Here is a 16,891-nt window from a genome sequence, read left to right as displayed (position 1 = left end):
CTCTTCTTTATTAAATTAGGTGTAAAGGGGCATTTTAATACGTCACTATCTGCTAAGCTAACAAAAATTGAACTTTCCCCTCTTTATAGCTAACTTTATTCGCTAAAGAGCGTAAAATTTGATTGAGCAATAGCGCAAGCACTGGCAGAATTGCCTCCTTTTTTCATACTCAACCAAAAGTGTAACAACAACTATGGCAAATTTAGATCAAAGTAAGTGGTTTACTGAAATTAGCGACCGCGATGGCAGCGCATTTTCATTACGTATTAACAAAAAGTTAGATGAAAAACAGTCTCCTTTTCAAAAAGTAGAAATGTTTGAAACCACAGACTTTGGTAATTTAATGATCATTGATGGCTGCACTATGGTGAGTAGCCTTGAAAACTTTTTTTATCATGAAATGATCAGCCACCCAGCATTACTAGCACACCCAAACCCTAAAAATGTGGTTATTATTGGCGGCGGCGATTGCGGTACATTACGTGAAGTACTCAAGCACCCAAGTGTAGAAACTGTGACACAAATCGATATTGACGAAGTAGTTACCCAAATGTCGTTAAAGTACTTCCCAGAGTTATGTGAATCAAATAACGATCCACGTGCCACTGTGATGTTTGACGATGGCATTAAATATATGCGCGAAGCAGCTGGTGAGTCTATTGATGTGGTGATTGTTGATGGAACTGATCCGGTAGGCCCTGGTGAGGGTTTATTTAACCATGCGTTTTATACTAGCTGTTTAAACGCACTTCGCCCTGGTGGAATACTCGTACAACAAAGCGAATCGCCATTAATGCATTTGCCACTTCTGGTTGAAATGCGCGAAGCTATGCTAAGTGTTGGTTTTAAAGACTTGCAAACTCTTCCATTCCCACAACCTATTTATCCAAGTGGGTTGTGGTCGGTGACGCTAGCTCGTAAATCTGAAGCATTTAACGGTTTTAGAGAAGACGGCGCAGCCATAATTGCTGAGCATAGTGAATACTACAATGGCGGCATTCATCACGGTGCACTCGCAACACCTAATTACATGAAACGCGCTTTTGACAAAAAATAAAAAGCCATTAATACAAAGTAGGGCTCACAAGAGCCCTTATTTGTTTCAATTTGTTATTCTTCCAACTAAAACCGAAACTGAGCATTTAATGCTATTTGCTGCTGCGATATTCTCGATGCTTTATTCATAGCTACTCGGTTATCTGCTTGGCTATGAAGCGCTGACCCCTCAACACCTATTTGCCATTGTGGTGTAAGCTGATAACGCCAAGTTGCTGTTAGTCCCTCGCCATGACTAGCATTAGGGTCAAACTTCCAATCGTCTTTGTCTGTCACCTCAAAATAATCGTAACGTACTGAGAAACGGTGGCGTTTTATTTTATGACTCAATAATGCAAAATGACTATAAAATCGAGTATCAACGCCGCGGTTTTGACCCATAGCCGTACCACCCGACATTATTTGGATAATTAATCGTGTTTTCGGTGTAAATTTATTTAGCCATGCGACACTTAAAAATCGAGTATCCCAGGCATATTGACCCGTATTATAATTAAGAGCGCCAGGGTCACCATTGTTATCATAGTAGTACACTCGCAACTGAGACTTTTTTAAATAATCCCAATGTCCACCAACGTAATAACCAAATCGCCCATCGACCTCTTCAAACGGTAAAACTTGGTTTGCTTGAAATTGTAACTGTGGAGTATTTAAAGACGCAACAGGCGCAAAAGCGAGAGCCTCATTAAGTGTTGTTTGGCGATCATGCAAAGCAAAGCCTCGCCAAGCGAGTAATGTCCCCGCAGGATCGTTACCTTTAAATGTCGCACCAACCAAACTAAAACTATGGGCACTATTAAAATTACGGGCTGGGCGTTTAATTGTTGCTTCAACACCTAGCGTTCGCAGCTCTTCACCTACCCAAGAGTTAATTGCCGAATTGGTATAGTTATATGCAGATAACCAGCCCATATCAGGGTTTTCTAATGACAATTGTGGATAAAAGCCACCCACTTTAATATGCCATTTATAATCACTGCGAACTAAAGGTTTATATTGCAGATAAGCCTGACTAACCCCCAAGGTACTTTTTGGATCTTGATATAAATTAACTACAGCATGGGCAGACCAACTAGAACTTATATCTGCACTTAAATCAATAATTCCCTGAGATAAAACCACACCTTGATTAGCCGCATCATGGCGATATAAACCAATTCCACCCTCTTGCCAGCTTAGTTGTGAATCAGCTTGCACTGCCCTTACTTGCAGCAAACCTTTAACTTGTGCGTTGGCTGAAAAAACACTCAACAAGCAAATAACAACGGCTAAGCCCAATAGACTATTCATAATCGTCAAACTCATCAACTTCAACCCTAATAGGCAAAGTTAGTTTTTGTTTTAACTGATAACTTAATTTATTGTTAGTTATAACAACTTTTTGCGACTCTATGTTGCTAATATCTCTAAAGCCTTCATGCCAAACATTTAGTTTATAGGCTCCATTTGGGATATCGAACGATGCTACTCCTTGCTCATTGGTGATTGCATAATATGGGCTATCCACAACAACAATGTAACCCAACATCCAATCATGAATATTACAACCAAGCTCCACAACTCCTGTTTGTTCAAATGTAATTGGATCTTGTGGTTGTTCTCGATAAAGCTTTAATTCAAATGTTTTGCTTTTAGAAAATGAATACACGTGATGCATTATCGAGTCAGCGTTAGGAAATTCAACTTGGCTGTTTTTTTCAACGACTAAGATATGTGGTGTAAATTGGCGATTTTTTTGTGTCATAGTGAAAAGTGATTTATTTATATTCACGCCAGAGGCTTGATCTGGAGCTAACCAAACAACAACATTTTCTTGAACTTTTTGGTTGCTATTATAAACAGTAACCGTTGCTGCACTACTCTTAAAAACAATGATACAACCTAAAATAGCGAGTAAAATTTTCAGCATATTTTCTTCTTGTTAAATTCTTTTTATTTATTATAGAACTAATTACATAAAGTTTTGCAGATTAATTAACACACTCTTTTTTAGCTAATTAATTGAATACGTATGCAGCTATCTCGTAATAGTGTGTTCATCACTTTATGCTCATAACCTACGGTTTGACATCAAGGACACACAATGAGATTACCTTTACTACTAGTTGCTTTACTTGCAAGCAGTGCTTTTGCAAAAGAAGCCACGCTGAAATCACCTGATCAAAAAATTAAAATTACCATTTCTGATCAATCATCATCCCCTCATTACTCTATTAGCTTTAATGGTAAGCCTGTTATTGAGCAGTCACGCTTAGGTTTTAGGTTTAAAAGCCAAGCACCATTTGATGACGGCTTTGTTATTAGTGAAGTAACTCGTTCACAAACCGATAGCCAATGGCAGCAACCTTGGGGAGAGCGTCAAACCGTTGTTGATAAACACAATGAAATTGCCGTTACCTTCAATAAACCTGCGCCCCACGCTGGCACATACACTGTACGATTTAAAGCCTTTGATAGTGGTGTAGGTTTTCGCTATGAAGTCCCTAAGCAAGCCGGTTTTGAACAAACTGAAATTACTAAAGAACTGACCGAATTTGCTATTGCCGCAAAAGATAAAACCACCGCATGGTGGATACCTGCTCGCGGTTGGAACCGTTATGAATATGCCTATAACACTACAGACTTACAAGATGCTGCACTTGTTCATACCCCTTTTACCTTTAAAAATGGTAACGGTGTACATGTCAGCATTCATGAAGCAGCTCTGGTAGATTATGCAGGGATGGTGCTTAACCAGCGTCGCCCAGGTACGTTTAGTGCCGATTTAACACCGTGGTCTGATGGCATTGCGGTTAAGAAGCGCGGCGCATTCAATACTCCTTGGCGCACCATTCAAATAGGTGAGCGAGCGATAGACTTAGTTAATTCAGATATTATTTTAAACCTGAATGAACCAAATAAGCTCGGTGATGTGTCGTGGGTTAAACCAGGTAAATATGTAGGTATTTGGTGGGGAATGCACATCAATGAAACCACTTGGGGCAGTGGAGAAAAACACGGTGCCACCACAAAAAATACTAAATACTATATGGACTTTGCCGCTGAGTATGGCTTTGACGGCGTATTAGTTGAAGGTTGGAACACAGGTTGGGATGGCGACTGGTTTTATAATGGCGATGTATTTAGCTTTACTCAGCCTTATGACGATTTCGATATTGCAGCGCTTACACAGTACGGTAAAGAAAAAGGGGTGCAGTTAATTGGTCATCATGAAACCTCTGGCAATGTTAGTAATTATCGCGACCAAATGGAAGATGCTTTTGCGCTTTATGAAAAATCAAATGTAAGCCAAATAAAAACTGGTTATGTGGCCGATGGTGGCAATATAAAACGCATAGATGAAAACGGCATTGCCCGCTTTGAATGGCATGACGGCCAATTTATGGTAAATGAATACTTACATAACATTAAACTTGCCGCTAAATATAAGCTAAGCATCAACACACATGAACCAATAAAAGACACGGGTCTGCGCCGCACTTACCCTAACTGGATTGCCCGTGAAGGTGCGCGTGGTCAAGAGTTTAACGCATGGGGCACACCACCCAATCCACCAGAACACATTCCCATGCTTGCCTTTACGCGTATGCTGGCAGGACCAATGGACTTTACCCCTGGTATTTTTGATATGAGCTTTAATGGCTTAGGGGACGACACAAATCGCCCACAAACAACACTAGCAAAGCAATTAGCATTGTATGTAGTAATGTACAGCCCAATTCAAATGGCGGCGGATTTACCACGGAATTATTTAGCTAAACCCGATGCTTTTCAGTTCATTCAAGACGTACCGACCGATTGGCAGCAAAGTATTGCGCTTGATGGCGAAGTAGGCGACTTTATTGTATTTGCACGCAAAGAGCGCAAGCGCGATAACTATTCAGGTAACGATTGGTACTTAGGTGCAGTTACCGACGAAAATGCCCGCACCATTGAGATTAAACTCGACTTTTTAGATAAAGATAAACAGTTTGAAGCGCAAATCTACCAAGACGGTAAAAACGCTGAATGGAAGAACAATCCTTATGATTTAAGCATTGAAAAACGCACTGTTACCGCAAGCGATAAGCTAACATTAAAATTGGCCACCAGTGGCGGTACAGCCATTCGTTTTAAAGCCCTCTAGTAGTTAATCTGAACTCTAGATAATAAATTAACGCTATCTGCAACCATGCAGATAGCGTTATTAGCTTGGATTAGTAACCTTTATTGGTAGGTATATTTGCGCACTTAAACCACCTTCAGGGCGATTAGAGAGCACCACCTTGCCGCCATGCATATCGATAATACGCTTAATAATTGCAAGGCCTAGGCCGCTACCTTCACTACCGCGAGCTGCATCACCTTGTTTAAACGGCTCAAACACAGACTCCAACTCGCTTTCAGGAATACCCGGACCACTATCGTTGACCGCAATAACCACATATTTTTTATTGGAATTAAAATAACTGAGTACTTCAATATCACCCTCTGAGTAGCGTAGTGCATTTTCTATCATATTGGTCACTACTCGCTTAATCGCGACACTACTTATGGGAATTTTTCCAATATTAGGATTCGGTTTAAACGTGATCGCACGTTGATGCTTAAGCTCACTTTGTACGACTTCACCAAGGAGCGCATTAATATCTTCGCAGGTTTGTTCTTCACGTTTATGATGGCGTAAATATTCGATAAATTGATCGATAATGCCATTCATATCTTCAATATCGTAAATAATGCCTTCACGTAAATAATCATCTTCATCAACCATCATTTCTGTGGCTAAACGAATACGCGTAAGCGGTGTGCGTAAATCATGAGAAACACCGGCCATAAGTAATCGACGGTCGTTTTCAAGGGCAGCAATACCTCGCGACATTTGATTAAAGGCGCGCGTTACCTCAATAACCTCACTCGACCCTTGCTCTTGTAACTTGGTACTAAAGTCGCCTACCCCTACTTTTATCGCAGCTTGTTGTAATGCTTTTAGTGGTCGGTTCAAATGCCTGGCAAATAACCAACCTCCTAGTACACTTAAAAAGCCGATACTAGAAAGATAAAAGGTTAAAAACTCAAGGTTACTTTCTTTAAATCCGGTGAGCGGCACTTTGACCCAATAACCCGGCGCCTGCGGGGCTTCTACCCAATAAATAAGCGGATCAGTTTGACTAATGCGCACCCGAGAAAAGCCATTTAATTGCTCAGACATACTACGCGATAGCCCAGAATACTCACGACTTTGGCCTAAACCATGACGCATAGCTTCACGCTGAGTCATTACTTCAATGCCGGTTATTTCAAAAAACTTCTCAGAGACTTCATCGGTGACTTCAACGCCATCTTCCCAATCAATAAACACGGTTTTAATTTGCTTAGCCAGCATTAAATTAACTTGTTCAATGGTGGGTTTAACTACATATAAACTTACCGTGACGTAGGAGACTATTTGGTTAATAAGCAACAAAGCGGCAACCAAAAATACGGTTTGTCCAAACGCACTACGCGGAAACATTCCCATAATGATTACTTTTCACCGTCAGGAACAAATACATAACCTAAACCCCATACCGTTTGAATATAGCGTGGGTTAGCGGCATCGACTTCGATCATTCTACGAAGACGTGATACTTGAACATCAATACTGCGCTCAAGCGCACTGTAGTCTCGCCCTCTAGCTAAGTTCATTAATTTATCACGACTTAATGGCTCACGCGGGTGAGAAACTAACGCTTTTAACACCGCAAATTCACCACTGGTGAGTGACACCGTGTTATCGCCTTCACTCATTTCGCGGGTGGCTAAATTCAGGGTGAATTTACCAAACGCAATTAAGTTCTCCTGCGCTGAAGGCGCTCCTGGCACTTCTTTTGATTGACGACGTAAAATGGCTTTTATGCGCGCTAATAGCTCGCGAGGATTAAACGGTTTCGGAATATAATCGTCAGCGCCGAGTTCTAGGCCAATAATGCGGTCTACTTCATCGCCTTTGGCGGTCAGCATAACGATAGGAATTTGGTTTTCTTTTTGGCGTAAACGTCTGCAAATAGAAAGCCCATCTTCGCCGGGCAGCATTAGATCAAGCACCATTAGGTGAAAGTTTTCACGCTCAATTAGTCTATCCATTTGCTCTGAATCCGCAGCTGTTCTGACAATAAACCCTTGCTCTACCAAGTAGCGTTCCAGCAAACTGCGCAAACGTTTATCGTCATCAACCACCAATACTTTTACTGTCTCTTGTCCCATAATTTATTGCTTTTTTTATAATTTATTAATCCTTAATATAAATGAAAAACTTAATAATAAAAAACTAATTAATTGCTTAGATTGTTACTGAACATTTCAAATTCATTGATAGCTATTTTATCTCGACAAGCTGCCTTTATTTTAATACCTTGCCACTCATGAAGATTAAACAAGAACTCAGCGTGAAAACAAACTTAATTACTCGCGAAGGTTATTTACAATTGCAGCAAGAACATGATCATCTTTGGAATGAAAAACGTCCAGAAGTGACTAAAATTGTGAGTTGGGCTGCCAGCCTAGGAGATCGCTCTGAAAACGCAGACTATCAGTACAACAAACGTTTACTGCGCCAAATTGACCGTCGTGTTCGCTATTTACGAAAACGCATCCCCGATTTAAAAATTGTTGACTACTCACCTGTACAAGACGGCAAAGTTTTTTTTGGTGCTTGGGTAGAAATAGAAAACGAGGCCGGTGAGTGTAAAAATTTTAGAATTGTCGGCCCCGATGAAATTTATGATCGCAACGACTATATTTCTATCGATTCACCAATGGCGCGAGCGCTATTAAAAAAACAAGTAGACGATGATTTTGAAGTAATAACTCCTCAAGGCGCTAAGCAGTGGTTCGTAAATAACATTACCTATCAAAAATGACAGCGCTTAGTTTTGATTCAGATCATATTAACTTTTTATTGTTTATATTATCTGAGTAAGCTATAACTAAAGTTACTCAAGTAATGTTGTATTAACTTGAGAGTAGTTAATTAAGGTCATCATTATGTCAAACATAACAGCGCGCATATTACAAAATGCCCTCGTGTTTGCACTCTTCATGAGTGTGAGTTTAACATTGCATGGTGCACCTAAAAATAATAAACTTGATGCTGGTTTTGCTCCAGCTGAATTTATTGTTTGTGACTCCCCTGACCAAGCAAACCTCGACACCGATTTAGATTCTCATGTTGGTGTTATTGCGCTTAGAGAAATCCAACCACTTCCTTTAGCGTTTTTCTTTCATTATGAAAGTCGATTTTTAGCCACTGCCTACAGTCATGCAAACCCGCGAGCGCCACCCGTTATTTAATTTAATAACTTGCTTTTAAACATTATTAAATTTGTATAACTATTTATTTAGGTGGATATTATGTCTAACTTTAAAGAACTCCGTACCCAAGATATTTCTCATGGCACTATTGCTGATACTTTTACTAATGAGGCTGTGATTGATTTAACCTCTCCAGCAACACGTATAGTAACTAGCTTTACTCAAACAAGTCCTATGCGCGCAGCGTTTGATACAACCATTGAACAAGCATCAAAACAACTAAATACTCAGCCTTCTGATTTTATTTTAGTAACTGATGAGCATCAAAAGCTAATTGGTATTGTCGCAAGTGCAGATTTACAAAGCTCAAAAATCATGATTTTATCGCAGCGTTTAGGCTTGCCTCGTAGTGAAATTAGCTTACGCTATTTAATGACACCGCTGAGTAACTTAATGGGTGTAAGTATGAAAAGCTTAAGCTACTCATGTATCGGTGATGCACTGCAAACTATGGAACATCATGGTGCTATGTTTATATTAGTTACTGCGGCTAATAATGAAATAAGTGGTTTAATTTCAGCACGCGATATAGCACGTAAGCTGCAAATTCCTGTTCATATTAGCCCAATAGCGCACACATTTAGTGAAGTACTCGAAAGTGTAGAGCACCCTCACTAAATCCGCTTTTTATTGCCCCAGCAATGGCATCTTAAAGCAAGTAAAATAGCTTGCTTTAAGAGCTTTTTATTACCCTCCCCTGTGATATTATTCAAGACATTGACGCATCAGTTAACTTTTTAGCTGGTCTTATTTTTTGTATTAAAAGGTTTTTGCATGAGCGATATCTCTGCACGTTTAGCAACGGAGCTAAATGCACAGCAGCAACAAGTGGTTGCAGCAACAAAGTTACTTGATGAAGGCGCAACCGTCCCCTTTATTGCCCGTTACAGAAAAGAAGTGACCGGTGGATTAGATGACACCCAACTACGCCTTCTAGAACAACGTTTATCTTATTTACGTGAACTTGAAGAGCGTCGTGGCTTTATCCTGTCGACGATAGAATCACAAAATAAGCTTAGTGCTGAATTAGCGGCTGATATTAAAGCTGCACAAAGTAAAACCGAACTAGAAGACTTATATTTGCCTTATAAAGCAAAGCGCCGCACTAAAGGTCAAATAGCTATTGAAGCTGGTTTAGAACCACTAGCTGATGCGTTATTTAACGATCCAATGCTTGACCCAGACGCTGAGGCTGCAAAATTTATTAATGCCGAAAAAGCGATTGTCGATACTAAAGCAGCGCTTGATGGTGCTAAGTTTATTTTGATGGAGCGCTTTGCTGAAGACGCTAAATTACTCGCTAAATTTAGAAGTCATATTAGTCAAAATGGAGCGATTGAAAGTAAACTTATTGATGGCCAAGAACAAGCGGGGGCTAAATACCGAGACTACTTTGAACATCAAGAACCATTAAAAAAAGTCCCCTCGCATCGAGCATTAGCCATGCTAAGAGCACGTAACGAAGGTATTTTACAGTTAACTATTAATCCTGAGCCTAACGCTGAAAACCCAGCGCAATTGTGTGCACAGATGATCAGCGATCATTACCGCCTAGATATTAAAAACAAACCTGCCAGCGCTTGGTTATTAACTGTAGTGCAATGGGCGTGGAAAATTAAGCTTGGATTACATTTAGAAAATGAATTTTTAGCCGCAATGCGTGAAAAAGCCGAAACCGGTGCCATTGATGTATTTGCTAAAAACTTAAAAGACTTATTAATGGCAGCCCCTGCTGGCCCTCGCACTACGTTAGGCTTAGATCCTGGTTTACGTACCGGTTGTAAAATTGCCGTGGTTGATAGCACAGGTAAGCTGCTTGCTACCCAAACGATTTTCCCACATGCACCACAAAATCATTGGGATAAATCATTACGCACGCTCGAGCAATTATGTCGCCAACATAAAGTTGAGCTCATTGCGATTGGTAACGGTACCGCTTCTCGCGAATCAGATAAACTAGTTGGCGAACTTATCAAAGCCAATACTGAGCTTAAACTAAATAAAATCATGGTCAGTGAGGCCGGCGCTTCGGTTTACTCTGCTTCTGAATTCGCTGCTAATGAATTTCCAGATTTAGATGTATCTTTACGTGGTGCCGTATCTATTGCACGTCGCCTTCAAGATCCATTGGCTGAGTTGGTTAAAATAGAGCCTAAGTCTATTGGTGTAGGCCAATATCAACATGATGTATCACAAAGCCAACTAGGACAAAGTCTAATCTCAGTGGTAGAAGACTGTGTAAACAGTGTGGGGGTTGATTTAAATATGGCCTCTGTACCTTTACTTGCACGTGTTTCTGGTTTAAACAAAACCTTAGCGCAAAACATTGTAAGCTACCGTGATACAAACGGGTCATTTACAAAACGTAGTCAGTTGAAAAAAGTAGAGCGCTTAGGGCCAAAAGCATTTGAACAAGCAGCCGGCTTTTTACGCATTAACAATGGCAGCGATCCACTAGACAACTCATCAGTTCACCCTGAAGCATACCCTATCGTTAAGCGTATTTGTGAGCACAATCAGGTAGACGTAAATAACCTCATTGGTAACAAAGAGTTTTTAAATAAGCTCGCTGCAAATGACTATATTGACGATAAATTTGGTCTGCCTACCGTGACCGATATTATTAGCGAACTTGATAAGCCAGGTCGTGATCCGCGCCCTGAATTTAAAACTGCTGAGTTTAAAGCAGGCGTTGAAAAAATTAGTGATTTAAAACCAGGAATGATTTTAGAAGGCGTGGTATCGAACGTAGCTAATTTTGGCGCATTTGTGGATGTTGGCGTACATCAAGATGGACTAGTGCATATTTCGGCTATTACTAATAAGTTTATTTCAGACCCACGAGAAGTGGTTAAAGCTGGTGACATTGTTAAAGTGAAAGTGGTTGAGGTTGACGCTGCACGTAAACGTATTAGCTTTACCATGCGCCTAGATGACGAGATAGACACTAGCAATAAAGCTGCCCCTGCGGCGGTGCAAAAGCCACGTGGTAACAATGCAAACCAATCGCGAGCGCCCAAACCTAAGCGCGACACAGGCAATGCCATGATGGGAAATGCGTTTGCTGATGCCTTTGCCAATGCGAAAGTGAAAAAATAAAATGACCCCATAAAAAAACCGCTTAGGCGGTTTTTTTATGGCTATTAAATATAAGGTTTAGTTTAAATTTGTGCTGAGAATTGGCTTTGAGTCGCAGGTGATGTGGCCAGTTGATAAAAACTAGCAATGCGCCCAGCACGCGCTTCTACTTCAACATCACGCGATTGCTCTTCACTTTTAGCAGTTTTTACTTCTGAACTTTCACTGTTAGAAAACGACGCACTGACTCTGCTTTTATCTTCGCTGCTGTCTTCGTCATCTGCTGAAGCTAACTCAGCTTGTGCTGCGGCTATCTTTTGAGTGGCATCTGCCGCTATTGCTCTGTCGGCACCTGAAGGCTCAGCCGGCGCGAGTGCAGCAGCACGTACCGTTTGCATTTTATCAATAGTTGCTTGAGGATCGCCATTGATAACTCCAACATCTATCGGTACTTCACCACCTACAGCATAGTTAGTACCATCGGGCCCTCTTTGATATTCGTAGCTAGGAGAGCCCGCATATTGTCCACCCACAGCGGCATGCGCTTGCTCATGTGTTCGTACTTCAGTGTCGCGCGCTTTAAGTTCTTTAATTTGCTGTAATTCTTGCTCAAGTTGCAGTTCTTCTTGCTCACTAACTTCTTCTGCAGCTTGTTGTTTTTCTTGCTCGGCATTATCTTGATCGCTATCTGCATTGCCTTCGCGTTGCGCAATCGTTTTATCGTCTGCAATTTTGCCACTCGCATTGTAGGTTGAGCTGTCGCTATTTCCTGGCAGTTTGGCTTTTTCTGCATCACTTTGAGCTTTGTTTTCAGTGCTACCAGCGGTGTTCGCAGCGGCTGGGGGAATGACTTCACGTAGCTGGTTGTCACGCCGAGCAGTCTCCGTATAAACATTTGCGGTGTTTATATTAATAGACGGAAACGGCGTGACAATATTCATGAGAAATTACACTTTAATATCAACTAAAGTGCCTAATACGTCATCTGCAGTTTGGATAGATTGCGTGTTTGCCTTAGCATTAAACTCTTCAACTTTTAAGTTTACTAACGCATCATCAATTCGTGCAGGTTGAGATACTGGCGCGGTGACTGCTTCTTCAGGGCGAGCGGCCGTTAATTGACGTTGCTGCGCTAGTTGAGAGTCGTCTTGCTGCTCTATGCTGGCACGATTAATCTCAGCGCTGGCTTTTTCAATTCCTTGGCTGGCTCTATTAAACCCTTCAACACCACTATTGAATACAGATCCTATTGGCATAATAATAAACCTCCAGCAAATAAATATTGTTTAATTATCGCTCAAAAATCACGCAAAATAAAGCTTTAAACCGCAGTAATCATGGCTTTGCTTCAAAGCATTGATTTAACGGCAGATAAAAATTCACTTTTATGAGAAATAAAAGGCGCATGTGATGCTTTGTCTATCACTTCGTACTCAAAGTCAGCATTAAGTACCACCATTTTCTCAATGGCCCGATAAGGAACGAGAGAGTCTAAGCGCCCGAAAATGCCGCGAATAGTCACTGGACATTGAGCAAATAATTCGCGTAAATCTTCATTTTGCAGTATGTCTAGCCCTGCACTTAAAGCCTCGTTATTCGGAGGCGGTGACTGACTCAATAACTGCTTTAACTGTTTTATATCATCTCGAGCCGACTCACTGCCCATTGCCTGAATTGCCAAAAAGCGCTCTATCGTTTTTGAACGCTCTTGCAACAACTGCTCTTTGAACTGTTTTAATACTTTAGGCTTAATGCCAGCCCATGGTAATTGCTCTGCAAAAAAGGGCGTTGAGGCAACTAAAATGACTTTTGATACTTTTTCTGGCCAATGTTTGGCAATATAAATAGCAAACAACCCACCTAAAGACCACCCCATTAGTACCGATTGTGGCTTTAACTGCTCACTCACCTGCTTTGCAGCATCGTGTAATGTATATGGGCTTAAAGAGGCGTTATTATCACCATAACCGGGTAAATCCAAACAACGCACTTTACCTGAATATGAAAACTCTAATTCTGGTTTTATTAACTGCCACACACCTCGGCTCATTCCCCAACCATGTAACAACACACATTCATTTTGCATATTTGCCTAACCTTAACCAAACTTGAGTTCTATGATAGCGCTTTAAAAGGAGTTTGTAATGAGGATCATCAGCGAATGAAACTCAGCCTAAGTGATTGGCTATTCCCCTCTTACTGTGTGTTATGTCAAAGTCAAATTCATAGCTCAATGGGACTGTGTCAATTTTGTTTAGATGACTTGCCATTGCTAGATTTGGCCGAGCATGACAATTTATTTTACCGCCCTGATATTGTAGAAATGTTTCCTAACTGCAACTTTGAAAAGCTGTTTGCCTGTGCTTTTTACCAGCCCCCTTTTGATTTATGGTTAAAGCAGCTTAAATTTAATAATCAAATCCATTATAAAAAAGCACTACAGCAAGTCATAAAAAAACAACTTAGGGTTTTTATGACTAAACACTCTGTCGCTGTTGATGCATTTATAATTTTACCTTTACATAAAGCGCGCTTTTTAGCGCGTGGGTTTAATCAAGTCACCCAAGTATGGCAGCCCTGTTTAGGGTCAAATAAAGTATTAAATAATGCGTTGCTTCGCCATAAACACACCTCGGCACAATCACAATTAAGCAAAGCTAAAAGAGTTAAAAATTTACAGCAGGCTTTTTCATGCAAAATTAATTTAGAGGGAAAAACGGTAGTAATTATCGATGATATTATGACTACAGGAGCAACTCTTAATGCAGCCACCTTATCGTTAAAAGAAGCCGGCGCTAAACACGTATGGGCATTTACCACGTGCTTAACGCCACTTTAGGGCGTGTTAGTTTCCACTCACGCGAAAGGTGTGACCAAAAAATAAAGCATTACTTAATAATCGGCTGGTACCATACCAGTACCCTCTAAATACAGGGTTATCTGTCATCGCAATAACACTACCTCGACCATAAGAGTGTGCCATTAACGCTGCCCCACCAGCCACTTGCTCTACATTTATTGCATCAGTAAAACCAGCAAGTAGCGGCTGCTGTGTATAGGTAAGTATATTTACAAATGGTGCTTGCGAGGCTTCAAGTAGCCAAGTACTATTTTTAAATACGGGTAGTGTGTCACGCTTAAATGAAAACATTAGTGGGTGAGTTGTATCTACCTTGGTATTAAATATCGCACCTGCAATACGCTGACGACCTGCTAGGTGGTCTTTGTCTGCATACTTTAAACCTTGAGTATCAAATGCACTAGCCACATCTCTACGCGATAAGTAGCTTGCTTTTAATAGCTGTTGATCGGCTAAAAACTTAGCTCCGCCTTTGTGCCCCCAAATAACACCACCTTTCCTTACCCAGCTTTTTATAGCAACTTTATCGGAATCAGATAAAGTAGAATAATTACCATGTGGCAACACAATAAGGCTGTAATTACTGAGCTCTAAAGACGCTAAACGCTCCATTTCAACAATGGTTGGCGCTACACCCACAAAACGGTCTAGGTAGTACCACACTTCACCCGCTTCATATTGGCTCACGCCTTTACCACCAACCAATAACACCTTAGGTGCAGAAACCACAGCCATAGAGCGAGACCCTAAATCAGCACCTTTACTAGTTAAACCGGTAGTAATTGGTTTAACTTCAATCCCAAACTGGCTTTGTGCTTGGTTTAACTTTGTCACCCAGTTGGTGTCAGTTTGAAGTCCTGCTGGAATAATAATACTACCTGCGTCAAAGTTTACTTCTGCATTGGTTGATACTGCTGTTAATGGTTTTAATGCAACACGAGCTTTAATGCCTTGCTGTAACAGACTATTGAGCATTTTGGGAGCTTGCATGTCATTCCATGCAAATCCATAGGCGTAATTTTTAGTCAGTGACGCTAACTCTGGCTGCTTTGGTTTTTGCCAAGCTGTTTTTTCTACCTCTAATCCCCAGCGGCTGTTTACTTTAGCAAATGGTAAATTAAACGCATGCGCTAATGTCCAACCCGACACATCGTAAAAGGTGTTATCGGCAAAGTTTTGTTGCTCACTAAAAATAGCTTTAACTAATCGATATTGTGGTTGCGCAAGCGGCACAAAATAACTATTAGCGGTAAAGTTTTTACCCTCAGCTTTTAGCCCTTCTTTCACTGGGTAGGCATTAATTTGATGTTGTTTAAGTATGCTCAAAAAATCGTTAGTACGGGTATGATCTTCACCTGCTTGAACAATATAACCTTGATAGTCTTCATCTTTGGCAAGCTCAATCGCTGTGTTGTAAAAGTTAGCTTGGTACTCTAGCAAAGCTTGGCGGTTATCAATCGCTGCTTTAAACGTTGATAAGCTCGTTAACAGTTGGTTTTTAATCGTAAACGCAAAAGTTAGCGGGCCATTGATCGTTTCTTGAATATGGCCACGAGAACTTGCTTGTTCAAATAAAATACCCACACCACCATTTACATCGGGGTAGGTAGAGCCTTTACCATAATAAAAGTCATCAAAGCTTTCTTCGGTGAAGTATAACGCGTTGTTTTCATCTAATGTTTTAGCGTGATAATTTGCAATCGCTTTAGTTAGACTTACATTTTCTTCAGGGGTAATTGGGTGTTTACGACTTGGGATACCCGGTTGAAAAAAGTAGCTACTATTTGGCCCCATTTCATGAAAGTCAGTTAAAATATTAGGCTTCCAATAATGAAACTTAGCAATCCTTGCGCGCGACTCTGGGTGCTGTAACAGCAACCAATCACGGTTTAAATCAAACCAATAATGGTTTGTTCGACTGCTTGGCCAGCTTTCTACATGCTCTCGGGTTTGCGGATCTGACGATAAGTTCATTCCACGATTACTATTAGCCCAATTTGCGAAACGTGCTAAGCCGTCTGGGTTAAGCGACGGGTCGAGTAAAATAACCGTGTTGTTAAGTAGCTCATTTATTTCATCCCCTTGCGCTGCCGCTAAATAATAAGCGACTAGTAAAGCTGCATTACTACCTGATGATTCATTCCCATGAACACTGTAACCCATCCATACAACACTTGGCTGCTCCGCTGTTTTATTGTTTGAATTATTTAGGCGAGCTAAGTGCGCTTGGCGAGTTTTTTCTATATTTTTTAATTTGTTAGCCGCAGTAATCGTTAGCATAACTAACGGGCGCTGCTCATGAGTACGACCTATTACTTCAAAATTAATTCGATCGCTTTTTTGAGCTAAAATTTCCATGTAGCGAACAAGTTGGTCATGTCTCACATGCCACTCACCCACTTGATAACCCAGCACCTCTTGAGGTGTTGGTATGGTAGAATCGAATTCAACCTGTTTCTCAAAATAATAAGACAGGGGCTTTGCCATACTTGAAAAACTGGCTAGCACCACCATTATTGTTAATATGAAGCGCATATAAATCACTCTAAAAATGTTTGTTAATTG

15 protein-coding genes are annotated in these 16,891 nt (G+C 40.7%); 7 read left to right on the top strand and 8 right to left on the bottom strand.

From position 1 onward, the window contains the following. The first annotated feature begins 193 nt into the window (after positions 1–193). Positions 194–1,057 carry a polyamine aminopropyltransferase gene (speE, locus tag CWB78_RS02085; protein ID WP_138594034.1) on the top strand — a complete coding sequence of 288 codons (864 nt, stop codon included), beginning with the start codon at positions 194–196 and terminating at the stop codon, positions 1,055–1,057. 65 nt (positions 1,058–1,122) lie between these two features. Here the strand turns inward: speE and CWB78_RS02080 are convergent, their stop codons facing one another. Both CWB78_RS02080 and CWB78_RS02075 read right to left on the bottom strand, forming a co-directional pair. Continuing rightward, a complete protein-coding gene (locus CWB78_RS02080; RefSeq protein ID WP_010392442.1) occupies positions 1,123–2,361 on the bottom strand; it encodes a hypothetical protein in 1,239 nt (412 codons plus the stop codon). Continuing rightward, the gene (locus CWB78_RS02075) at positions 2,339–2,965 is read right to left on the bottom strand and encodes a methylamine utilization protein (RefSeq protein WP_138594033.1); all 627 of its coding nucleotides are present in this window, start codon (positions 2,963–2,965) and stop codon (positions 2,339–2,341) included. Before CWB78_RS02075 ends, CWB78_RS02080 begins: the two co-directional genes overlap by 23 nt. A gap of 174 nt (positions 2,966–3,139) precedes the next feature. Between CWB78_RS02075 and CWB78_RS02070 the strand changes: the two genes are divergently transcribed. Further along, complete coding sequence (locus tag CWB78_RS02070) at positions 3,140–5,182, top strand: glycoside hydrolase family 97 protein (protein ID WP_138594032.1); 2,043 nt, start codon at positions 3,140–3,142, stop codon at positions 5,180–5,182. Between the two features lie 60 nt (positions 5,183–5,242). On the opposite strand, the gene envZ is transcribed toward CWB78_RS02070, so the two are convergent. Together envZ and ompR are read right to left on the bottom strand one after the other, a co-directional pair. Next, entirely contained in the window at positions 5,243–6,556 is a 1,314-nt protein-coding gene (gene envZ, locus CWB78_RS02065) for a two-component system sensor histidine kinase EnvZ (protein WP_055012728.1), read from the bottom strand. 5 nt (positions 6,557–6,561) lie between these two features. After that, positions 6,562–7,281 carry an osmolarity response regulator transcription factor OmpR gene (gene ompR / locus CWB78_RS02060; RefSeq protein ID WP_008109519.1) on the bottom strand — a complete coding sequence of 240 codons (720 nt, stop codon included), beginning with the start codon at positions 7,279–7,281 and terminating at the stop codon, positions 6,562–6,564. A gap of 182 nt (positions 7,282–7,463) precedes the next feature. On the opposite strand from ompR, the gene greB reads away from it, so the two are divergent. From greB to CWB78_RS02040, 4 genes are all read left to right on the top strand, one after another. Continuing rightward, positions 7,464–7,937, top strand: coding sequence for a transcription elongation factor GreB (greB, locus tag CWB78_RS02055; protein ID WP_054202862.1), 474 nt, complete (start codon positions 7,464–7,466; stop codon positions 7,935–7,937). 124 nt (positions 7,938–8,061) lie between these two features. Continuing rightward, positions 8,062–8,367 (top strand): hypothetical protein, encoded by a 306-nt coding sequence (locus CWB78_RS02050; protein WP_010392429.1) that lies wholly within the window; start codon positions 8,062–8,064, stop codon positions 8,365–8,367. A 60-nt stretch (positions 8,368–8,427) separates the two neighbouring features. After that, complete coding sequence (locus CWB78_RS02045) at positions 8,428–9,006, top strand: CBS domain-containing protein (RefSeq protein ID WP_010392427.1); 579 nt, start codon at positions 8,428–8,430, stop codon at positions 9,004–9,006. Between the two features lie 156 nt (positions 9,007–9,162). Next, positions 9,163–11,487: a Tex family protein gene (locus CWB78_RS02040; protein WP_138594031.1), complete on the top strand. Its 2,325-nt coding sequence runs from the start codon at positions 9,163–9,165 to the stop codon at positions 11,485–11,487. Between the two features lie 62 nt (positions 11,488–11,549). On the opposite strand, the gene CWB78_RS02035 is transcribed toward CWB78_RS02040, so the two are convergent. The 3 genes from CWB78_RS02035 to bioH form a co-directional block, all read right to left on the bottom strand. Continuing rightward, positions 11,550–12,407: a putative metalloprotease CJM1_0395 family protein gene (locus CWB78_RS02035; protein WP_010392423.1), complete on the bottom strand. Its 858-nt coding sequence runs from the start codon at positions 12,405–12,407 to the stop codon at positions 11,550–11,552. Between the two features lie 6 nt (positions 12,408–12,413). Then, positions 12,414–12,722 (bottom strand): hypothetical protein, encoded by a 309-nt coding sequence (locus CWB78_RS02030; RefSeq protein ID WP_008112879.1) that lies wholly within the window; start codon positions 12,720–12,722, stop codon positions 12,414–12,416. Between the two features lie 92 nt (positions 12,723–12,814). Next, on the bottom strand, positions 12,815–13,552 hold the full coding sequence (bioH, locus tag CWB78_RS02025) for a pimeloyl-ACP methyl ester esterase BioH (RefSeq protein ID WP_138594030.1): 738 nt from the start codon (positions 13,550–13,552) through the stop codon (positions 12,815–12,817). A gap of 75 nt (positions 13,553–13,627) precedes the next feature. Here bioH and CWB78_RS02020 point away from each other — a divergent pair, with 75 nt between their 5' ends. Then, positions 13,628–14,305, top strand: coding sequence for a ComF family protein (locus CWB78_RS02020; protein WP_138594029.1), 678 nt, complete (start codon positions 13,628–13,630; stop codon positions 14,303–14,305). Positions 14,306–14,311: 6 nt separating this feature from the next. On the opposite strand, the gene CWB78_RS02015 is transcribed toward CWB78_RS02020, so the two are convergent. Then, positions 14,312–16,861 carry a M14 family metallopeptidase gene (locus CWB78_RS02015; protein ID WP_171040292.1) on the bottom strand — a complete coding sequence of 850 codons (2,550 nt, stop codon included), beginning with the start codon at positions 16,859–16,861 and terminating at the stop codon, positions 14,312–14,314. Positions 16,862–16,891 lie beyond the last annotated feature (30 nt).

Origin of the sequence: Pseudoalteromonas sp. S1612, assembly GCF_005887175.1 — a bacterium.
Lineage (GTDB): Bacteria > Pseudomonadota > Gammaproteobacteria > Enterobacterales > Alteromonadaceae > Pseudoalteromonas > Pseudoalteromonas undina.
Note: the sequence above shows the minus strand (reverse complement) of the source record. Positions and strands in the feature narration are given on the sequence as shown.

Excerpts from the sequence above, each read along its gene's own strand:
- CWB78_RS02015 (WP_171040292.1), bottom strand. The coding sequence starts at position 16,861 with ATGCGCTTCATATTAACAATAATGGTGGTGCTAGCCAGTTTTTCAAGT.
- CWB78_RS02080 (WP_010392442.1), bottom strand. The coding sequence starts at position 2,361 with ATGAGTTTGACGATTATGAATAGTCTATTGGGCTTAGCCGTTGTTATT.
- ompR (WP_008109519.1), bottom strand. The coding sequence starts at position 7,281 with ATGGGACAAGAGACAGTAAAAGTATTGGTGGTTGATGACGATAAACGT.
- CWB78_RS02050 (WP_010392429.1), top strand. The coding sequence starts at position 8,062 with ATGTCAAACATAACAGCGCGCATATTACAAAATGCCCTCGTGTTTGCA.
- CWB78_RS02035 (WP_010392423.1), bottom strand. The coding sequence starts at position 12,407 with ATGAATATTGTCACGCCGTTTCCGTCTATTAATATAAACACCGCAAAT.
- CWB78_RS02030 (WP_008112879.1), bottom strand. The coding sequence starts at position 12,722 with ATGCCAATAGGATCTGTATTCAATAGTGGTGTTGAAGGGTTTAATAGA.
- CWB78_RS02040 (WP_138594031.1), top strand. The coding sequence starts at position 9,163 with ATGAGCGATATCTCTGCACGTTTAGCAACGGAGCTAAATGCACAGCAG.
- CWB78_RS02070 (WP_138594032.1), top strand. The coding sequence starts at position 3,140 with ATGAGATTACCTTTACTACTAGTTGCTTTACTTGCAAGCAGTGCTTTT.
- envZ (WP_055012728.1), bottom strand. The coding sequence starts at position 6,556 with ATGGGAATGTTTCCGCGTAGTGCGTTTGGACAAACCGTATTTTTGGTT.
- CWB78_RS02075 (WP_138594033.1), bottom strand. The coding sequence starts at position 2,965 with ATGCTGAAAATTTTACTCGCTATTTTAGGTTGTATCATTGTTTTTAAG.
- CWB78_RS02045 (WP_010392427.1), top strand. The coding sequence starts at position 8,428 with ATGTCTAACTTTAAAGAACTCCGTACCCAAGATATTTCTCATGGCACT.
- CWB78_RS02020 (WP_138594029.1), top strand. The coding sequence starts at position 13,628 with ATGAAACTCAGCCTAAGTGATTGGCTATTCCCCTCTTACTGTGTGTTA.
- bioH (WP_138594030.1), bottom strand. The coding sequence starts at position 13,552 with ATGCAAAATGAATGTGTGTTGTTACATGGTTGGGGAATGAGCCGAGGT.
- speE (WP_138594034.1), top strand. The coding sequence starts at position 194 with ATGGCAAATTTAGATCAAAGTAAGTGGTTTACTGAAATTAGCGACCGC.